Source organism: Pseudomonas sp. C9-3, assembly GCF_032392015.1.
GTDB classification, from domain to species: Bacteria; Pseudomonadota; Gammaproteobacteria; order Pseudomonadales; family Pseudomonadaceae; genus Pseudomonas; species Pseudomonas nitroreducens.
The window spans coordinates 182,257-197,919 of record NZ_CP135919.1 but is presented as its reverse complement, the minus strand read 5'-3'; the positions used below and the strand labels follow the sequence as shown (position 1 = coordinate 197,919).

At 64.1% G+C, this 15,663-nt stretch carries 17 protein-coding genes; 5 read left to right on the top strand and 12 right to left on the bottom strand.

Features of this window, described 5'->3' with window-relative positions; translation table 11 throughout:
* Positions 1-86 precede the first annotated feature (86 nt).
* Positions 87-356, top strand: coding sequence for a 30S ribosomal protein S20 (gene rpsT / locus RS899_RS00925; RefSeq protein WP_009617555.1), 270 nt, complete (start codon positions 87-89; stop codon positions 354-356).
* A 131-nt stretch (positions 357-487) separates the two neighbouring features.
* On the opposite strand, the gene RS899_RS00920 is transcribed toward rpsT, so the two are convergent.
* From RS899_RS00920 to rplU, 5 genes are all read right to left on the bottom strand, one after another.
* The gene (locus tag RS899_RS00920) at positions 488-943 is read right to left on the bottom strand and encodes a CreA family protein (protein ID WP_226045986.1); all 456 of its coding nucleotides are present in this window, start codon (positions 941-943) and stop codon (positions 488-490) included.
* 11 nt (positions 944-954) lie between these two features.
* The gene (gene proB / locus RS899_RS00915) at positions 955-2,073 is read right to left on the bottom strand and encodes a glutamate 5-kinase (RefSeq protein ID WP_233300024.1); all 1,119 of its coding nucleotides are present in this window, start codon (positions 2,071-2,073) and stop codon (positions 955-957) included.
* 61 nt (positions 2,074-2,134) lie between these two features.
* Positions 2,135-3,355, bottom strand: a complete 1,221-nt coding sequence (cgtA, locus tag RS899_RS00910) for an Obg family GTPase CgtA (protein ID WP_054909926.1) — start codon at positions 3,353-3,355, stop codon at positions 2,135-2,137.
* 158 nt (positions 3,356-3,513) lie between these two features.
* Complete coding sequence (gene rpmA / locus RS899_RS00905; RefSeq protein WP_017521622.1) at positions 3,514-3,771, bottom strand: 50S ribosomal protein L27; 258 nt, start codon at positions 3,769-3,771, stop codon at positions 3,514-3,516.
* 23 nt (positions 3,772-3,794) lie between these two features.
* Complete coding sequence (gene rplU / locus RS899_RS00900) at positions 3,795-4,106, bottom strand: 50S ribosomal protein L21 (protein ID WP_015475683.1); 312 nt, start codon at positions 4,104-4,106, stop codon at positions 3,795-3,797.
* Positions 4,107-4,348: 242 nt separating this feature from the next.
* On the opposite strand from rplU, the gene RS899_RS00895 reads away from it, so the two are divergent.
* Complete coding sequence (locus RS899_RS00895; RefSeq protein WP_315808864.1) at positions 4,349-5,317, top strand: polyprenyl synthetase family protein; 969 nt, start codon at positions 4,349-4,351, stop codon at positions 5,315-5,317.
* A gap of 170 nt (positions 5,318-5,487) precedes the next feature.
* Positions 5,488-5,712, top strand: coding sequence for a hypothetical protein (locus tag RS899_RS00890; RefSeq protein WP_024763077.1), 225 nt, complete (start codon positions 5,488-5,490; stop codon positions 5,710-5,712).
* Positions 5,713-5,881: 169 nt separating this feature from the next.
* On the opposite strand, the gene RS899_RS00885 is transcribed toward RS899_RS00890, so the two are convergent.
* The 6 genes from RS899_RS00885 to RS899_RS00860 form a co-directional block, all read right to left on the bottom strand.
* Positions 5,882-6,499: an FKBP-type peptidyl-prolyl cis-trans isomerase gene (locus tag RS899_RS00885; RefSeq protein WP_054909924.1), complete on the bottom strand. Its 618-nt coding sequence runs from the start codon at positions 6,497-6,499 to the stop codon at positions 5,882-5,884.
* A gap of 108 nt (positions 6,500-6,607) precedes the next feature.
* On the bottom strand, positions 6,608-6,904 hold the full coding sequence (locus RS899_RS00880; protein WP_037014909.1) for a DUF6482 family protein: 297 nt from the start codon (positions 6,902-6,904) through the stop codon (positions 6,608-6,610).
* A 126-nt stretch (positions 6,905-7,030) separates the two neighbouring features.
* Positions 7,031-7,525 (bottom strand): TIGR00645 family protein, encoded by a 495-nt coding sequence (locus tag RS899_RS00875; RefSeq protein ID WP_054909923.1) that lies wholly within the window; start codon positions 7,523-7,525, stop codon positions 7,031-7,033.
* Positions 7,526-7,727: 202 nt separating this feature from the next.
* The gene (locus RS899_RS00870; protein WP_024763074.1) at positions 7,728-8,069 is read right to left on the bottom strand and encodes a hypothetical protein; all 342 of its coding nucleotides are present in this window, start codon (positions 8,067-8,069) and stop codon (positions 7,728-7,730) included.
* A 146-nt stretch (positions 8,070-8,215) separates the two neighbouring features.
* Positions 8,216-10,741 (bottom strand): Lon protease family protein, encoded by a 2,526-nt coding sequence (locus RS899_RS00865; RefSeq protein ID WP_054909921.1) that lies wholly within the window; start codon positions 10,739-10,741, stop codon positions 8,216-8,218.
* A gap of 96 nt (positions 10,742-10,837) precedes the next feature.
* Entirely contained in the window at positions 10,838-11,161 is a 324-nt protein-coding gene (locus tag RS899_RS00860; RefSeq protein ID WP_024763072.1) for a TraR/DksA family transcriptional regulator, read from the bottom strand.
* 229 nt (positions 11,162-11,390) lie between these two features.
* Between RS899_RS00860 and RS899_RS00855 the strand changes: the two genes are divergently transcribed.
* Together RS899_RS00855 and RS899_RS00850 are read left to right on the top strand one after the other, a co-directional pair.
* Positions 11,391-11,879, top strand: coding sequence for a DUF3015 domain-containing protein (locus RS899_RS00855; protein ID WP_038803701.1), 489 nt, complete (start codon positions 11,391-11,393; stop codon positions 11,877-11,879).
* A 61-nt stretch (positions 11,880-11,940) separates the two neighbouring features.
* Positions 11,941-13,806, top strand: coding sequence for a DUF4105 domain-containing protein (locus RS899_RS00850; protein ID WP_315808863.1), 1,866 nt, complete (start codon positions 11,941-11,943; stop codon positions 13,804-13,806).
* A gap of 13 nt (positions 13,807-13,819) precedes the next feature.
* On the opposite strand, the gene rtcR is transcribed toward RS899_RS00850, so the two are convergent.
* On the bottom strand, positions 13,820-15,421 hold the full coding sequence (gene rtcR / locus RS899_RS00845; protein ID WP_315808862.1) for an RNA repair transcriptional activator RtcR: 1,602 nt from the start codon (positions 15,419-15,421) through the stop codon (positions 13,820-13,822).
* Between the last annotated feature and the right edge of the window lie 242 nt (positions 15,422-15,663).

Below are 15,663 nucleotides of genomic sequence, written 5' to 3'. Positions count from 1 at the left end.
ACCCTTGACAAGGCCTTGATGCAACGGCATTATTCGCGGCCTTAATTTATTCGCAACATCCCAAGTTTTTTTCGAGGAGCTCGACGGTGGCCAACACACCTTCCGCCAAAAAACGCGCCAAACAGGCTGAGAAGCGTCGCAGCCACAACGCCAGCCTGCGTTCCATGGTTCGTACCTACATCAAGAACGTAGTCAAAGCAGTCGACGCCAAGGACCTGCCGAAGGCCCAGGCCGCTCTGGTTGCTGCCGTACCGGTCATCGACCGCATGGCCGACAAAGGCATCATCCACAAGAACAAGGCCGCTCGCCACAAGAGCCGTCTGAACGCCCATGTGAAGGCCCTGGCCACCGCGTAAGCGTTCCGTTCTTGAAAAACCGGCCTCAGGGCCGGTTTTTTATTGCCTGCGATTTGCCTGCCTGACACTTATCCACAGGAGCGGCTTTCTGCAGGCAAAAAGAAAGGGCGGTCAATCCGCCCTTTTCCTTCTTACTTCTCAGGCCACGGCATGATCGGAATCGCCGTCACCGCGTTCTGCGGACTGCCCTCGATCACCCGGTCGCTGTAGACCAGATAGACCAGTGCATTGCGCTTCTTGTCGAAAAAACGCACCACCTGCATGGTCTTGAACACCAGCGAGGTGCGCTGCTGGAACACCACCTCACCATCCTTAAGTTCGCCGGCAAAGCGGATCGGCCCGACCTGACGACAAGAGATCGACGCCTCGGCGCGATCCTCCGCCAGCCCCAGCCCACCCTTCACACCCCCGGTCTTGGCCCGGGACAGGTAGCAACTGACACCCTCCACCTTCGGATCGTCGAAGGCCTCGACGACAATCTTGTCGTTCGGCCCGACCCACTTGAACACAGTGGATACTTCGCCAACCACATCGGCCCGCGCCAGCGCCGGCAACAACAGCAGTGCAGCGATCAATCCCTTGCGCATGCGCACACTCCTCAGACGAGAACCAGGTTGTCGCGGTGCACCAGTTCCGGCCCATCAACATAGCCCAGCAGGCCCTCGATGGCATCGGTCGGCTGGCCAATGATCTTCTGCGCCTCGAGTGCGCTGTAGTTCGCCAGTCCGCGAGCGATTTCGCGCCCCTGCTGATCCACACAGACGACCATCTCACCGCGACGGAAACTGCCCTGCACGGCCTTCACACCGACCGGCAGCAAACTCTTGTGATCCTGAGCGACAGCCTTCACCGCACCATCATCTAGCACCAGCGTGCCGCGCATTTGCAGGTGGCCGGCCAGCCACTGCTTGCGCGCCGCCTTGCGGCTCTGCTCGGGGGTCAGCAGCGTGCCGAGACGCTCACCAACACGCAGACGATCCAGCACACGCTCGATACGACCGCCAACGATGACGGTATGCGCACCGGAACGCGCCGCCAGACGTGCCGCACGCAGCTTGGTCTGCATGCCACCACGACCCAGCGCACCACCAGTACCGCCAGCGACCGCATCCAGCGCCGAATCATCGGCACGGGCTTCGAAAATCAGCTGCGCGTCGGGATTATTGCGCGGGTCGGCATCGAACATACCGTCACGATCGGTGAGGATCACCAGCAGATCAGCCTCGACCAGATTGGCCACCAGCGCCGCCAGCGTGTCGTTGTCGCCGAAGCGAATCTCATCGGTGACCACGGTGTCGTTCTCGTTGATCACCGGGATCACGCCGAGATCGACCAGCGTGCGCAGGGTATTGCGCCCGTTCAGGTAGCGCTTGCGGTCGGACAGGTCATCGTGGGTCAGCAACACTTGTGCGGTCTGCAGGCCATGCACAGCAAAGCTGGACTCCCAGGCCTGCACCAGCCCCATCTGCCCCACGGCAGCGGCAGCCTGCAGCTCATGCATGTCACTAGGTCGGGAAACCCAACCCAGGCGACTCATGCCCGCTGCGACGGCGCCCGAGGACACCAGCACCAGCTCGACGCCCGCGCAATGCAGCGCGACCATCTGCTCGACCCATACCGCCATGGCGTCGCGATCCAGACCGCGACCATCAGCGGTCAGCAACGCACTGCCAATCTTGACTACCCAGCGCTTGGCGCCAGTGACCTTCTCACGCATACCCTCAACCTTAGAAGTCAGGCTTCACACGTTTCATCCGGACCGGCGGGCGCCGCTCCGATCAAGGCACGTAGAAGATTTCCGGCCCATCGCCGTCGTCTTCGTCATCCTCGAAATCATCGTCATCCACATCGTCGGCATTCTTCAGGCCGGCGCGGCGCAGGGCACGGGCATCGTCCAGCGCCTGCAGACGGGCGCGAGCCTCGTCCTCGATGCGCTGATCCAGCGCCGCCAGGGCTTCACCGAAGGCCGGCTCCTCCTCGATGCGCAAGGTACGCTCGTCGAGGTACTTCATGATGTCCTGGCTCAGCTTCTCAGTGCCCTCGCGCTCCAGCGCAGAGATCACGTAGACCGGACCTTCCCAGCCCAGTCGCTCGACCACGGCCTGCTTGCGACGCTCCTGCTCCTCGGGCTCGAGGATCTGGTCCATCTTGTTCAGTACCAGCCAGCGGTCGCGCTCGGTCAGCGCCGGGCTGAACTTCTCCAGCTCATGGACAATGGTTTCCGCGGCATCGGCCGGGTCGCTTTCATCCAGCGGCGCCATGTCGACGATGTGCAGCAGCAGGCGGGTACGCGCTAGGTGCTTGAGGAAACGGATACCCAGGCCGGCGCCTTCAGCGGCACCTTCGATCAGGCCGGGAATGTCGGCGACCACGAAGCTCTTGAAGCGACCGACGCTGACCACGCCCAGGTTCGGCACCAGGGTGGTGAAGGGGTAGTCGGCAACCTTCGGCTTGGCAGCGGACACCGCCCGAATGAAGGTGCTCTTGCCAGCGTTCGGCAGGCCGAGCAGACCAACGTCCGCCAGCACCTTCAGCTCCAGCTTGAGATCACGCGCATCCCCAGGCTTGCCTGGAGTGGTCTGGCGCGGCGCGCGGTTGGTGCTGGACTTGAAACGGGTATTACCCAGGCCGTGCCAACCACCCTGAGCCACCATGATGCGCTGACCGGCAACGGTCAGGTCACCAATGATTTCCTGGGTATTGGCATCGATGATGGTGGTACCGACCGGCACGGGCAGGACGAGATCGTCACCCTTGGCCCCGGTGCAGTCCTTGCTGCCGCCGTTCTCGCCACGCTGGGCGTCGAAGCGACGGGTGTAGCGGTAGTCCACCAGGGTATTCAGGTTCTCGTCGGCCTCGAGGAACACCGAGCCGCCGTCACCACCGTCACCGCCGTTGGGACCGCCTTTCTCGATGAACTTCTCGCGGCGGAAGCTCATGAGGCCGTTGCCGCCGTCACCGGCTTTCACGTGGATGGATACTTCGTCGACGAATTTCATTGCGAACGCCTCCCGCCTGGCGGCGGGTTGAAAATAAGAAAAGGAGCATAGGATACAGCCAAGTCCGCGCAAACGCCCGAACCGACAGCACCTCGCCTGGAAACGCCAGAAACAAAAAAGCCCCGTCGCGAGACAGGGCTTTTTCAGTGAGAGCTCGCTTAGGCAGCGACGACGCTTACATAGCGACGGCCAAAGGCGCCTTTCACTTCGAACTTGATCACGCCGTCGACTTTAGCGAACAGAGTGTGATCCTTGCCCATGCCAACGCCGTAGCCAGCGTGGAACTGGGTGCCGCGCTGACGCACGATGATGTTGCCTGCTTTGACAGCCTGGCTACCGAACAGCTTCACGCCAAGGCGTTTGCTTTCTGAGTCGCGGCCGTTGCGGGTACTACCGCCAGCTTTTTTGTGTGCCATGAGTCAATTCTCCTGAAGAGGAATTAGGCCTGGATGCCGGTGATCTTGATTTCAGTGAACCACTGGCGGTGGCCCTGACGCTTCATGTGGTGCTTGCGGCGGCGGAACTTGATGATGCGCACTTTGTCGTGACGGCCGTGGGAAACCACTTCGGCAGTCACTTTCGCGCCTTCTACCACCGGCAGGCCGATCTTGACGTCATCGCCATTGGCAACCAGCAGGATGCGATCCAGGTTGATCGCTTCGCCGGTGGCGACGTCGAGTTTTTCGACCTTGAGGAATTCGCCTTCGGTGACTTTGTATTGCTTGCCACCAGTAACAATTACTGCGTACATCTGGATGTCTCCGTTAGACCTGCTCACCCGACGCTTTATAGAAAGAGGAATCGGTCGGCATGGCTGCATGGGGCCGGAAAGGACGCCCGTGCAATTGCGTAAGGCAGGATATGCCAGGGAAGTTCGGGGCCGCGATTCTACGCAAACACTCGGCGCGGATCAAGCCCCATGGGGCCTCGCCTTGACAGGTATTCCCCGCGGCACCTAGCATGCCGCGCAATCTACGAGGAGCGCTGTCTTTAATGCAACCCCAGGCTTTCTATCGCGTGGTGGCGGACGACTTCACCGCCGTCGACGGCATCATCCGTCGCCAACTCACTTCCCGCGTTCCCCTGGTGGAAAAGATCGGCGACTACATCATCTCCGCTGGCGGCAAGCGCCTGCGCCCGCTGCTGGTGCTCCTCTCGGGCAAGGCACTGGGCTATTCGGGCGACGACCTGAAGCTGCTGGCCGCCACCATCGAATTCCTGCACACCTCCACCCTGCTGCATGACGACGTGGTCGACGCCTCCGGCCTGCGCCGCGGCCGCGCCACCGCCAACGCCCAGTGGGGCAACGCACCGAGCGTGCTGGTGGGCGACTTCCTTTATGCGCGCTCCTTCGAAATGATGGTGGAACTGGGCTCCATGCCGGTGATGCGCATCATTTCCCAGGCCACTCGCGTGATCGCCGAAGGCGAAGTGCTGCAGCTGTCCAAGGTCCGCGACGCCAGCACCACCGAAGAAACCTACATGGAAGTCATCCGCGGCAAGACCGCGATGCTCTTCGAGGCCTCTACACACAGCGCCGCCGCGCTGGCCAACGCCCAACCGGAGCAATCCGAGGCGCTGCGCCTGTTCGGTGATGCCCTGGGGATCGCCTTCCAGCTGGTGGACGACCTGCTCGACTACCGCGGCGACGCCGCCAGCCTGGGCAAGAACGTCGGCGACGACCTCGCCGAAGGCAAGCCCACCCTGCCGCTGATCGCCACCATGCGCGATGGCACCCCGGAGCAGGCTGCGCTGGTACGCAAGGCCATCCAGCAGGGCGGCAGCCAGGACCTGGAAGGCATCCGCGCCGCCGTGGAAGCCGCCGGTGCTCTGGACTACACCGCCAACCTGGCACGCGAGTATGCCGCCCGCGCCATCGAGCACGTCAAGGCGCTGCCAGACAGCGAATACCGAGCCGCACTGATCGAACTGGCGGAATTCTCGGTCGCCCGCACGCACTGATCCGCCGTTTCACAAAGGCCCGCCCCGGTTCGCCGCGGCGGGCTTTTTGTTGCCTGTCCGTTGATCGGGAACAACAGAACGTCACCGGCGCGAAATTTTTTCCAATTCAGGCTTGCTATTGAGATAATAGGAATTATTCTCATTAAACGGTCTGCACGGAGGAACATGCCATGACCTACATGATCGACGCCTGGCTGGATCGCCCGCACCCCTATCTGCGCATCCTGCATCGGGACACCGGGGAAGTCTGCGCGGTGCTGGAAGAAGAGGCCCTGGATGAGTTGCGCGAACAGGGCGGCCTGGAGCTGTCCGAACTCAGTACCAGCGAACCGCTGGTGCTCAAGGAACTGGTGCGCAACCTATTCCTGTTCTGTTACGCCCGCGCGCTGCGCTAGTCGACCACAACCACGGCTGTAGGAGCGAGTGCAGTGTAAAGATTGCGGCGGCGCAGGACGCGTCGCCGGTGCTCCGCCGCCCGGGAGGCGGATGCACAAAGGGGCGCCGAAGCGCCCCTTTTCCTGCGGAGCGGCCAGGGATGGCACTCCGCAGTGAACCCTCGTGGGATCAGAGGATTTCCAGCAGCTCGACGTCGAACACCAGCACGCTGTGCGGCGGGATGCTGCCGACTGCCTGGCCGCCGTAGGCCAGCTCGCTCGGCACGTGCAGGCGCCATTTGCTGCCGGCGTTCATCAGTTGCAGGGCCTCGACCCAGCCGGCAATCACGCCGCCCACCGGGAATTCGGCCGGCTGGCCGCGCTCGTAGGAGCTGTCGAAGACGGTGCCGTCGACCAGGGTGCCGTGGTAGTGGGTGCGCACGGTGTCTTCGCGGGACGGCTTGGCGCCTTCGCCGCTGACCAGCACTTCGTACTGCAGGCCGGACGGCAGGACAGTGATGCCTTCGCGCTTGGCGTTTTCCACCAGGTACTCGCGGCCGACGGCGGCGGCAGCTTCGGCTTTGGCCTGGGCTTCTGCCTGCATGCGCTCGCGGATCACCTGGAAGCTGGCGGACAGGGCTTCGCCCGGAACACGGCTTTCGGCGCCGGCGTAGGCGTCGGACAGGCCAGCGAGGATGGCGTCGAGGGTCATGCCCGGGACCGGGTTCTCGCGCAGCTGGTCGCCCAGCTGACGGCCGATACCGTAGCTGACGCGGGCTTCGTCGGTGGAAAGATTGAGTTCGCTCATGGCGGCGCTCCGCTGGGGGTTCAAAAAAGGGCCGCCAGCCTAGCACAGATGCACCGCCGCCCCCACCGCGCGAGCCTCGCGCAGCGGGACGTGCCCAGCGCCCGGAACCTAATGCAGCGGGATGGTCACACCCGCGCCGATGTCGCGCTCATCGTCCATGCCGCACATCTCGTCGTGCACCACGGCATGTACCAGATGGAAGGGAACATTGGGCAACGCGCGGAGCACTTCTCGCGCATGGGCAACGGAGCGCACGCTGATGACATGCCCGGCCTCGTCCTGGACTGGATAGAAGCGCGCGCCCATGCGTGCCTCCAGCACGTAGATATCACCCTCCAGCGACACCAGGTTGATCTCGTCGATGTCGCCGGCGACGGAGCGGCTGGTCAGTTCCTGCAGATTCATGTGCTGCACCTCCTGCGGATTGATCCCCGCGGAAAGTCTTGACCAGCAGGCGCTCACCGCAAGGTGAAAACGCAACCGCCCGTCCGTTTTGCAACGGCCGGGCGGTGTGGATGGCGCAGCAGGGCGTCAGTGGTCGTGGCGCGTAGCCTTGTCCAGGTAGCCCATGGCGAAGGCCGAGAGGACGAAGGTGAGGTGCATGATCACGTACCACATCAGCTTGTTGTCTTCGATGTTCTTGGCGTCCATGAAGATGCGCAGGAGGTGAATCGAGGAAATCGCGACGATGGAGGCCGCCACCTTGTTCTTCAGCGAACTGGCGTCCATCTTGCCGAGCCAGCTGAGCTTTTCCTTGCCTTCGTCGATATCCAGCTGCGACACGAAGTTTTCGTAGCCGGAGAACATCACCATCACCAGCAGGCCGCCGACCAGGGCCATGTCGATCAGCGACAGGATCACCAGCACCAGGTCAGCTTCGGCAATGGAAAAGATGCCGGGCAGGATGTGGAAGATTTCCTGGAAGAACTTGATGGTCAGCGCCAGCAGAGCCAGCGACAGGCCGATGTAGATGGGCGCCAGCAGCCAGCGCGCGGCGTACAGGGAATTCTCGATGAATCGTTCCATGGTTCTCGTAGGAAAGGTCTTGGGAAAGGGCGGCCGCAGTATAGCGGAAGGCTTTTGCGAGTTATCCCGGCTTTCTATGGATAAATATGTCTGTGGATAAATAGCTGGGCGGCCACGGTATGAAACCGCAGCGGCCTAGCGCCCCGCGGCCTCCAGCGGATCGTGCAGGGACTACCCAATCGCTCTCTCCGCATTGGGAGCCTCAACCTTCGGGGCGGAACTGGAAGTTGCCGACATGGCGCGAACGCTCGCCGTTCAGGCGGCGCAATTCGCCTTGCAGGTGCAACTGCCAGATGGGGGGATCGTCCGCCACGATGTAGCCCTGCTGGGCCAGGCAGTCGGAGATCGCTTCCAGCACACCTTCGGCCACGAAAGGCCCGCAGAACGGGCCCTGCGCCTTGATGGCGGTGGGCTGCGCACCGGACATGCCGGCAGCGCACAACAAGGTCCAGAGTCCATTCTCTCCGGCCAGCGGCCTGATCTCGCACTCGATGCGCGTGGTCAGCCCCAGACAGGGGCGGATAAGGCAGAGGTTACGCGGCATGGCGGCACCCTCGCGGTTGTCCTGGGATTGAGACTACACCCAGGTTCTGACACGCGAAAGTGCGGATTTATCCGGCTATCTTGCGGGCAACGGCATGAAAATGGCGCCGGTGGAATGTCCCGACCGGCGCCCTGCCCTGGCCGCACTCAGTCGGCGTCTTTCTTCTTGCGGGCACGTTCCTTTTTCACCGGAGCCTGGTCGACCGGAGCTTTGTCTACTGGGGCCTTCTCCACCGGCGCCTTCGGCTTGCTGGCGGGCTTGGCGGCGGGCTCCTTGGCCGGCTTTTCCTTTTCTTCCTCGTCCATGCCCAGTTCGGAGATTTCCTTCAGGCGTTCGACGACACGGGCGTTGACGCTGCCCTTGGGGAAGTGCCCCTTGGCATCCGGCGCACCCGCCGGCTCGCCGACCAGCAGGCTCAGCGCTTCGTCGGCCTGGCGCACGGCGTAGATATGGAATTGGCCGTTGCGCACCGCCTGCAGCACGCGCTCGTCGAGCATCAGGGTGGCAACGTTGGCGCGCGGGATGATCACGCCTTGTTCGCCCGTCAGGCCACGAGCCTCGCAGAGGCGGAAGAAGCCTTCGATCTTCTCGTTGACCCCGCCGACCGCCTGCACTTCGCCGAACTGGTTGATCGACCCGGTGATGGCGAAACATTGGCGCAGCGGCGTGCGCGACAGGGCAGAGATCAGCGTGCAGACCTCACCCAGCGAGGCGCTGTCGCCGTCCACGTAACCGTAGGACTGCTCCAGCGCGATGCTCGCGGAAATCTCCAGCGGGAATTCCTGGGCGTAGCGGCTGCCGAGGTAGCCGGTGAGGATCATCACGCCCTTGGAGTGAATCGGCTGGCCGAGGTTGACCTCGCGCTCGATGTCGACGATGCCGCTGCCGCCCGGATAGACGGTGGCGGAAATGCGCGCCGGCATGCCGAAGGCCGAGTCGCCGACTTCCAGCACGGTCAGGCCGTTGCACTTGCCCACCGCAGCGCCTTCGCTGTCGATCAGGATGATGCCGGCGAGAATGTCGTCGAGAATCCGTGCGGAGACGCGGCCAGTGCGGGTTTCCTTGGCTTTCAGGGCACGCTCGATGTGGCCCAGGTCGGTCACTTCCTGGCCAGCCAACTGGCGGATGAAGTCCGCTTCGCTGACCAGCTGGAACAGATCGCCGATGCGCGCGGAAAGGCGGCCCTGGTGTTCGGCCAGGCGAGCACTGTAGGTGGCCAGGCGCGCCACGGCTTCACGGGTGAGCGGCGCCAGGCCTTCTTCCGAAGTGCGGGTCTTGAGCAACTGGGCGAACTGTTCGAGGCTGTCCTCGGCGAGCGGGATGTCCTCGTCGAAATCCACCAGCACGCGGAACATCTCCTGGAAGTCCGGATCCAGGTCCTGCAGCGTGTAGTAGATCTGCCGCGAGCCGATGATGATCACCTTGATGTGCAGGGGGATCACCTGGGGCGTCAGGCTCATGGCGGTCAGGCGACCCAGCTCGGCCAGGGGCGACTCCATCTTCAACTGGCGCGATTGCAGCGCGCGCTTGAGGGCATCCCAGACGAACGGCTCGCTGAGCAGCTTCTCTGCCTCCAGCACCAGGAAACCGCCGTTGGCGCGGTGCAGCGCACCGGGGCGCAGCTGGCGGTAGCTGGTGTAGAGCGCGCCCTGATCAGAGGCGTACTCGATACGGCCGAACAGGTTGTCGTAGGTCGGGTGCGACTCGAACACCACCGGTGCGCCACCGGTCGCGTGGTGGGCGATCGCCTGGTTAGGTGCGTACTGCTCTTCCAGGCTCTGCTTGCGCTGCGGGTCGGTACGCTCGGAGTCCACCAGCTGGTCGACCACGGTCTTCAGCAGGTTGAGCTGCATGGCCTGCAGGTAGGCGCTGACCCCGGAGTTGTTGTTGTACTTCTCCACCAGCGGCGCCAGCAACGGCTGCAGCGCCAGGGTGATGGTTTCCTCGTTGAGCTGGCGCAGTTGGTTGCTGGACTCGCGCTTCCACTGCGGCAGGCTGGAGAGCTCCTCGTTGAGGTGCTCTTCCAGGTCGGCGATATCGGCGTGGAAGCGCTCGCGCTCCTCTTCCGGCAGTTGGGCGAACTCGGCCTCATCCAGCGCCTTGCCGTCCTTCATCGGGGTGAATGCGATGTTCGCGCTGTCGCGGTACAGGGCGACTTCCTTCTCCAGCGCCAGGCGCTCGACGGTATCCAGGGCCTTGTCGTAGCGCTGGTTGAAGGCGCGATCGATGGCGCTCTTCTTCTGCTGGTAGGCCGGGTTCTCGAACACCGAGGGGAAGGTGGACAGCAGGTTGTCGATCAGGTGATCGATATCGGCGCCGAACTCGGCGGCACTGCCCGGCGGCAGCTCGATCACGCGTGGTTCGCGGGAGTCGTCGAAGTTGTTGACGTAAACCCAGTCGGCCGGAGTCGGCAGGCGTTTGCCCTCGGCCTTCAGGTAGCGCTGCACGAAGGAGAAGCGGCCCGTACCGGGCTCGCCCATGACGAACACGTTGTAACCCGGACGCGGCATCGCCACACCGAACTGCAGCGCCTCGACCGCGCGCTCCTGTCCGAGCACGCCCAGGAAAGGCTCCAGTTCTTCGGTGGTCTTGAAGGGAAACTGTTCGGGAGTGAAGGGGCGGGTCAGTTCATCGGGCGCCAGGCGCAGGCCGGCAGCAACGGAATCGGGCATTGGAGGTCCTTGCTTCGAGCGGCGCGAGGCCGCGGAGATTCGTCCGCATTCTCGCGCCGCCCGCGCGCCACTGGCAAGGCAGTATTGGTGACAGTTTCAGTCCACTGCGTCGGCGCAGCGCAGGCAGTGCTCGGCGGCCGGAAGGGCACGCAGGCGCCGCTCCTCGATGGCCTCGCCGCAGCGCGCGCACTCGCCGTAGGTGCCGTCGGCCAGGCGCAGGCGCGCCATGCCCACCAGGCGCATGCCCGCCTCCGCCTCGGCCAGCAGAGCGCGCAGGACATCGTCGTTCTGCCGCTGCTGGGCCTGCTCGGCGAAGTCCGGCGAGTGGCTGCGACCAAGGTCGCGGCGAATGGCTTCGGCACGCTTGGAATACTCGGCCGCCAACTGGTCCAGCGCTGGCCGCGGATCGAAATCGACCATGACTACATCCTCGCAAGGGGAACTGATTCAAGTGTGGTCGGTTCCAAGACTTCCGCCGCTGATGCCGATCAACAGCAAGTCATCCGGGCCCTTCAGCCGGACCCGGCCATACTGACTGCGGCAGCGGTTGCCTTGACACCCGCAAGGCATTGGAGAAAAGCTCTGGCAGGCGCTGTTTTGCTGTCAGCGACTGTTCAACGGTCCCCGACCTCAAAAAGAGAGAAAAACGATGAAAAGGATTCTGCTCGGTACCCTCCTCGCCACCGCCTCCCTGAGCGCTCTCGCCGATGCCCCCGGCAGCGACGGCTGCGGCTGGGGCAACATGCTGTTCAAGGGCCAGCGCGGCACTGCGACCCACGTCCTGGCCGCCACCACCAACGGCACCAGCGGCAACAACACCTTCGGCATGACCACCGGCACCAACGGCTGCCATACCAACGGCGCGCTGACCTATGGCGGCAAGCCGATGATCGTGCTCAGCAGCATGATGGACGAGCTGTCCGAAGACATGGCCAAGGGTGACGGCGAAGCGCTGACCACCTACGCCGTGGTACTGGGCGTGAAGCCCGAGGACCGTGCGCACTTCGCCCAGGTCACCCACGAGCATTTCGCACAGATCTTCAACAAGTCCGACGTCACCGCCGAGGACGTCTACGCCAACACCCAGGCTGTCCTGAAACAGGACAGCACCCTGGCCAAGTACGCCGAACAGGCCTGATGGCCAACGCGAGCCCGCCCGCTCCGGGCGGGCTCACCCTCCCCTTCCAGTAGCCCACTCGATGCCCAAACGCCTGTTGCCCTGGATGGCGCTGTGCGCCTGCACCCCACTGCTGGCTTCGCCGGCGATCGACCCACAACGCCTGCAGACGCTGGCTGACGAACCCTACTGGCTGGCCCTGGGTCACTACGAACACGCCAAGCTCGGTGGTTGGCGCAGCTTCGTCGACGACCCGAAGTTCTTCCTCGCCAAGGACGGTGACCGCCATCCGCAGTCGGAACTGGCCGCCACCGTGGAGGCCCTCTACGCCCCGGCCAGCCTCGGCGACAAGCATGCCCAGTGCGTCTACCCGGCGCGCACCCGCTGGCTGCGCCAGCAGTTGCAACTCGATGACCTGCCGGCGGTCGAGTGCAAGGAATTCACCACCTGGTACCACGACATCAACCCGCACAGCGCCGTGCTGGTGTTCCCGGCCGCCTACCTGAACAGCCCGTCCTCGATGTTCGGCCACACCCTGCTGCGCATCGACCAGGCCGACGTCGACTCCGACAACACCGCCCTGCTCAGCTACGCGCTCAACTTCGGCGCCTACATCGAGGGCATGGACAACAGCATCCTCTACGCCTGGAAAGGCCTGATGGGCGGCTACCCCGGCCTGTTCGCCCTGGTGCCCTACCGCGAGAAGCTCTCGGAATACAGCCGCCTGGAGAATCGCGACCTCTGGGAATACCGCCTGAACCTGACGCCGGAAGAAACCGCGCGCATGGTCGAGCACGTCTGGGAGCTGAAGCAGATCCGCTTCAAGTACTACTTCTTCGACGAGAACTGCTCCTTCCGCCTGCTGGAGCTGCTGGAGATCGCCCGTCCCGGCACCGAGCTCACCGACCACTTCCCGCTCACCGCCATCCCCACCGACACCGTGCGCGCGGTGAAGGACGCCGGGCTGATCGATCGTGTGGACTACCGCCCCTCCCGCGAACGCGAACTGCTGGCCCGCGGCGAACCGCTGAGCCACGACGAGAAAGTACTGGCGCGACACATCGCCGATGACGACAGCCAGCTGCAGAGCCCCGAATTCGCCGCCCTGCCCCCTGACCGCCAGGCCCTGGTGCAGGACACCGCCTTCCGCCTGGTGCGCTACCGCGCCACTGGCCAGGAGCGCGACCAGGCCACCGCCTCGCGCAGCTACAACCTGCTCAAGGCGATCAACCGCAACCCGCCGCCAGCGCTGGACGTGGAACGCCCCGGCCAACCGGAGAACGGCCACGAGTCGCGCACCTGGCAACTGGGCGCCGGCAGCCGTGACGGCGAAGCCTTCGCCCAGTACGGCCTGCGCATGGCCTATCACGACCTCGACGACAACGCCTATGGCTTCCCGCTGGGCGCGCAGATCGAGATCGGCCAGCTCAAGCTGCGCCAGTACGAGGGCAACCGCTGGCAACTGCAGCAACTGGACCTGGTCACCATCCGCTCCATGACACCACGCAACGAGCTGCTGCAACCGCTGTCCTGGCAGGTCGCCGGCGGCTGGGAGCGGGTGATCGGCAAGCACAGCGACAACGACCACGACACCCTGGTCGGCCACCTGAACGGCGGCGCCGGCGGTAGCTGGAAGCTGACTGACGACCTGCAGGCCTATGCCCTGGGCACCGCGCGCATCGAGAACAACTCGGACTTCGCCGCCACCATCGCCCCGGCCATGGGCTTCGACACCGGCGTGCTCTGGAGCAACCCGCTGGGCAACCTCAGCCTGGAAGGCAAGGGCGACTACTTCCACAACGGCGAAGTGCGCCGCACCCTGAGCTTCGGCCAACAGGTCGAACTGGGCCGCAACCTGGGGCTGCGCCTATCCGCCCAACGCGAGTTCAGCCACGAGGCCAGCCCGCGCAACGAGGTGATGCTGGAACTGCGCTGGTACCACTACTGAGGCGCATTGCGCCTCAGTCCCTCAACGACGCCCAATCCAGGCCGAAGCGCGCCAGGTACTTGCGCAGGCGGTCGGCGTCGTTGGGGTTCTGCTTTTCCTGGCGCGAGATGGCGAACAGCTGACGACCGGCGTCGGACAAGCTACGCGCCTGCCGACAGACGCCGATTACCGCTTCCAGTTGCAGGCGGTCGAACAAGTCCAGCGCCTCGGCGCCCTCCCCCAGCAAAGGCTGCAGCAGGCTTTCCGCCTGAGTGGCGCCCCAGGAGCGGCGTAGCCGGCCGATCTCTTCCTCGACCAGCGCCTCGTCGACCCTCCCACTGTCGGCCAGGGTCGCCATGCGCGTGATGGACGCCGACAGCTCGCGGAAGTTGCCGCTCCACAGCGCCTGCGGCGAATTGGCGAAGGCCAGGTAGCGCATGCGCGCTTCGCGGTTGAAGCGCACCAGCCGGCCCTGCTCGCGGGCGTGGCGCTCCAGCTCGAAATCGATGTTCGGCTCGATGTCCTCGCGGCGCCCGGCCAGGCCCGGCAGGTCGAAGGTCCAGAGATTGATGCGGGCAAACAGGTCCTCACGGAACAGCCCTTCAGCGACGCGCTCACGCAGGTCGCGGTGGGTACCGGCGATCAGCTGGAAATCGCTACCCACCTCGCGGTCCGATCCGAGCGGGAAGAAGCGTTTCTCCTCGATGGCCTTGAGCAGCATGGCCTGCTCGTCCAGGCCCAGCTCGCCGATCTCGTCGAGGAACAGCATGCCGCCGTCTGCCGCGCGCAGCAGGCCTTCACGGGCACTCTGCGCGCCGGTGAAGGCGCCCTTGATGTGACCGAACAGCGCGGACATGGCGCCGTCGCCACGCAACGTGGCGCAGTTCACCTCGACGAAACGCCCCTGGAACTGGTGCCGCGCACGCTTGAGTTCGTAGACACGGCGAGCGAGGAACGACTTGCCGGCGCCGGTCGGACCGATCAGCAGCATCGGCGCACGGGAGCGCCCGGCAACCCGCTCGATCTGTTCGATGGAGCGGTTGAACTCGGCGTTGCGCGTGGCGATGCCGGACTTGAGGAACGCCAGGCTCTCCTCCTGCTCACGGCGGAAGCGCGTGGCAATGCGGTCGTACCGCGACAGGTCGAGGTCGATGACCGCGACCGTCCCTTCCGGCTGCCGCGCCTCGTCCTTGCGCCGCGACGGCGAGGCCTGCACCAGCCGCGCAGGCAGGTAGCGCGCCTCGGTCAGGAGGAACCAGCAGATCTGCGCGACGTGGGTCCCGGTGGTGATGTGCACCAGGTAGTCCTCGTGCTCGGTATCGAAGGCATAGCCGCCGACGAAATCATGCAGCGCGCCGTAGACCTCCTCGAAGTCCCACGGATTGCGTAGCGCCATCGGCTGCAGGCGCACCTCGGTTTCCGGAGAGATATGCCGCACGTCGGCGGCGATGCGCTCGGCCAGGCTGACATCCCGCGCATCCAACCCGTGGATCAGTTCCAGGCGGTCGATCAGCAAGTCCTGCTGCTGGCACAGCCCGACCGTGGGCCGCCACTTCTGCCAGCGCGCCGCGCCCTTGCCGACGCGGTCCAGGGTTGAACCGAGGAAGCCGATGGCGACCGTTTTCTTGGCTTTCATCTTTTATCCATCAAGATAAATAACGATCTCAGAATATCCATAAATCTCCTTTCCGACCAACTAACGAAATCAGATATTCATGTAATAAAAATAATTAAATCGTTATTTATCAGCGATTTATAAGATCTCATCATCCACCAAAAACAAACCTGGCACGCCCCTCGCTATATCTCCCTCGACCGCATCGCTGATGCAGCCCACGGGCAGGGACTTCCACTCCCGCCGGTGCCCGAGCCCACCCC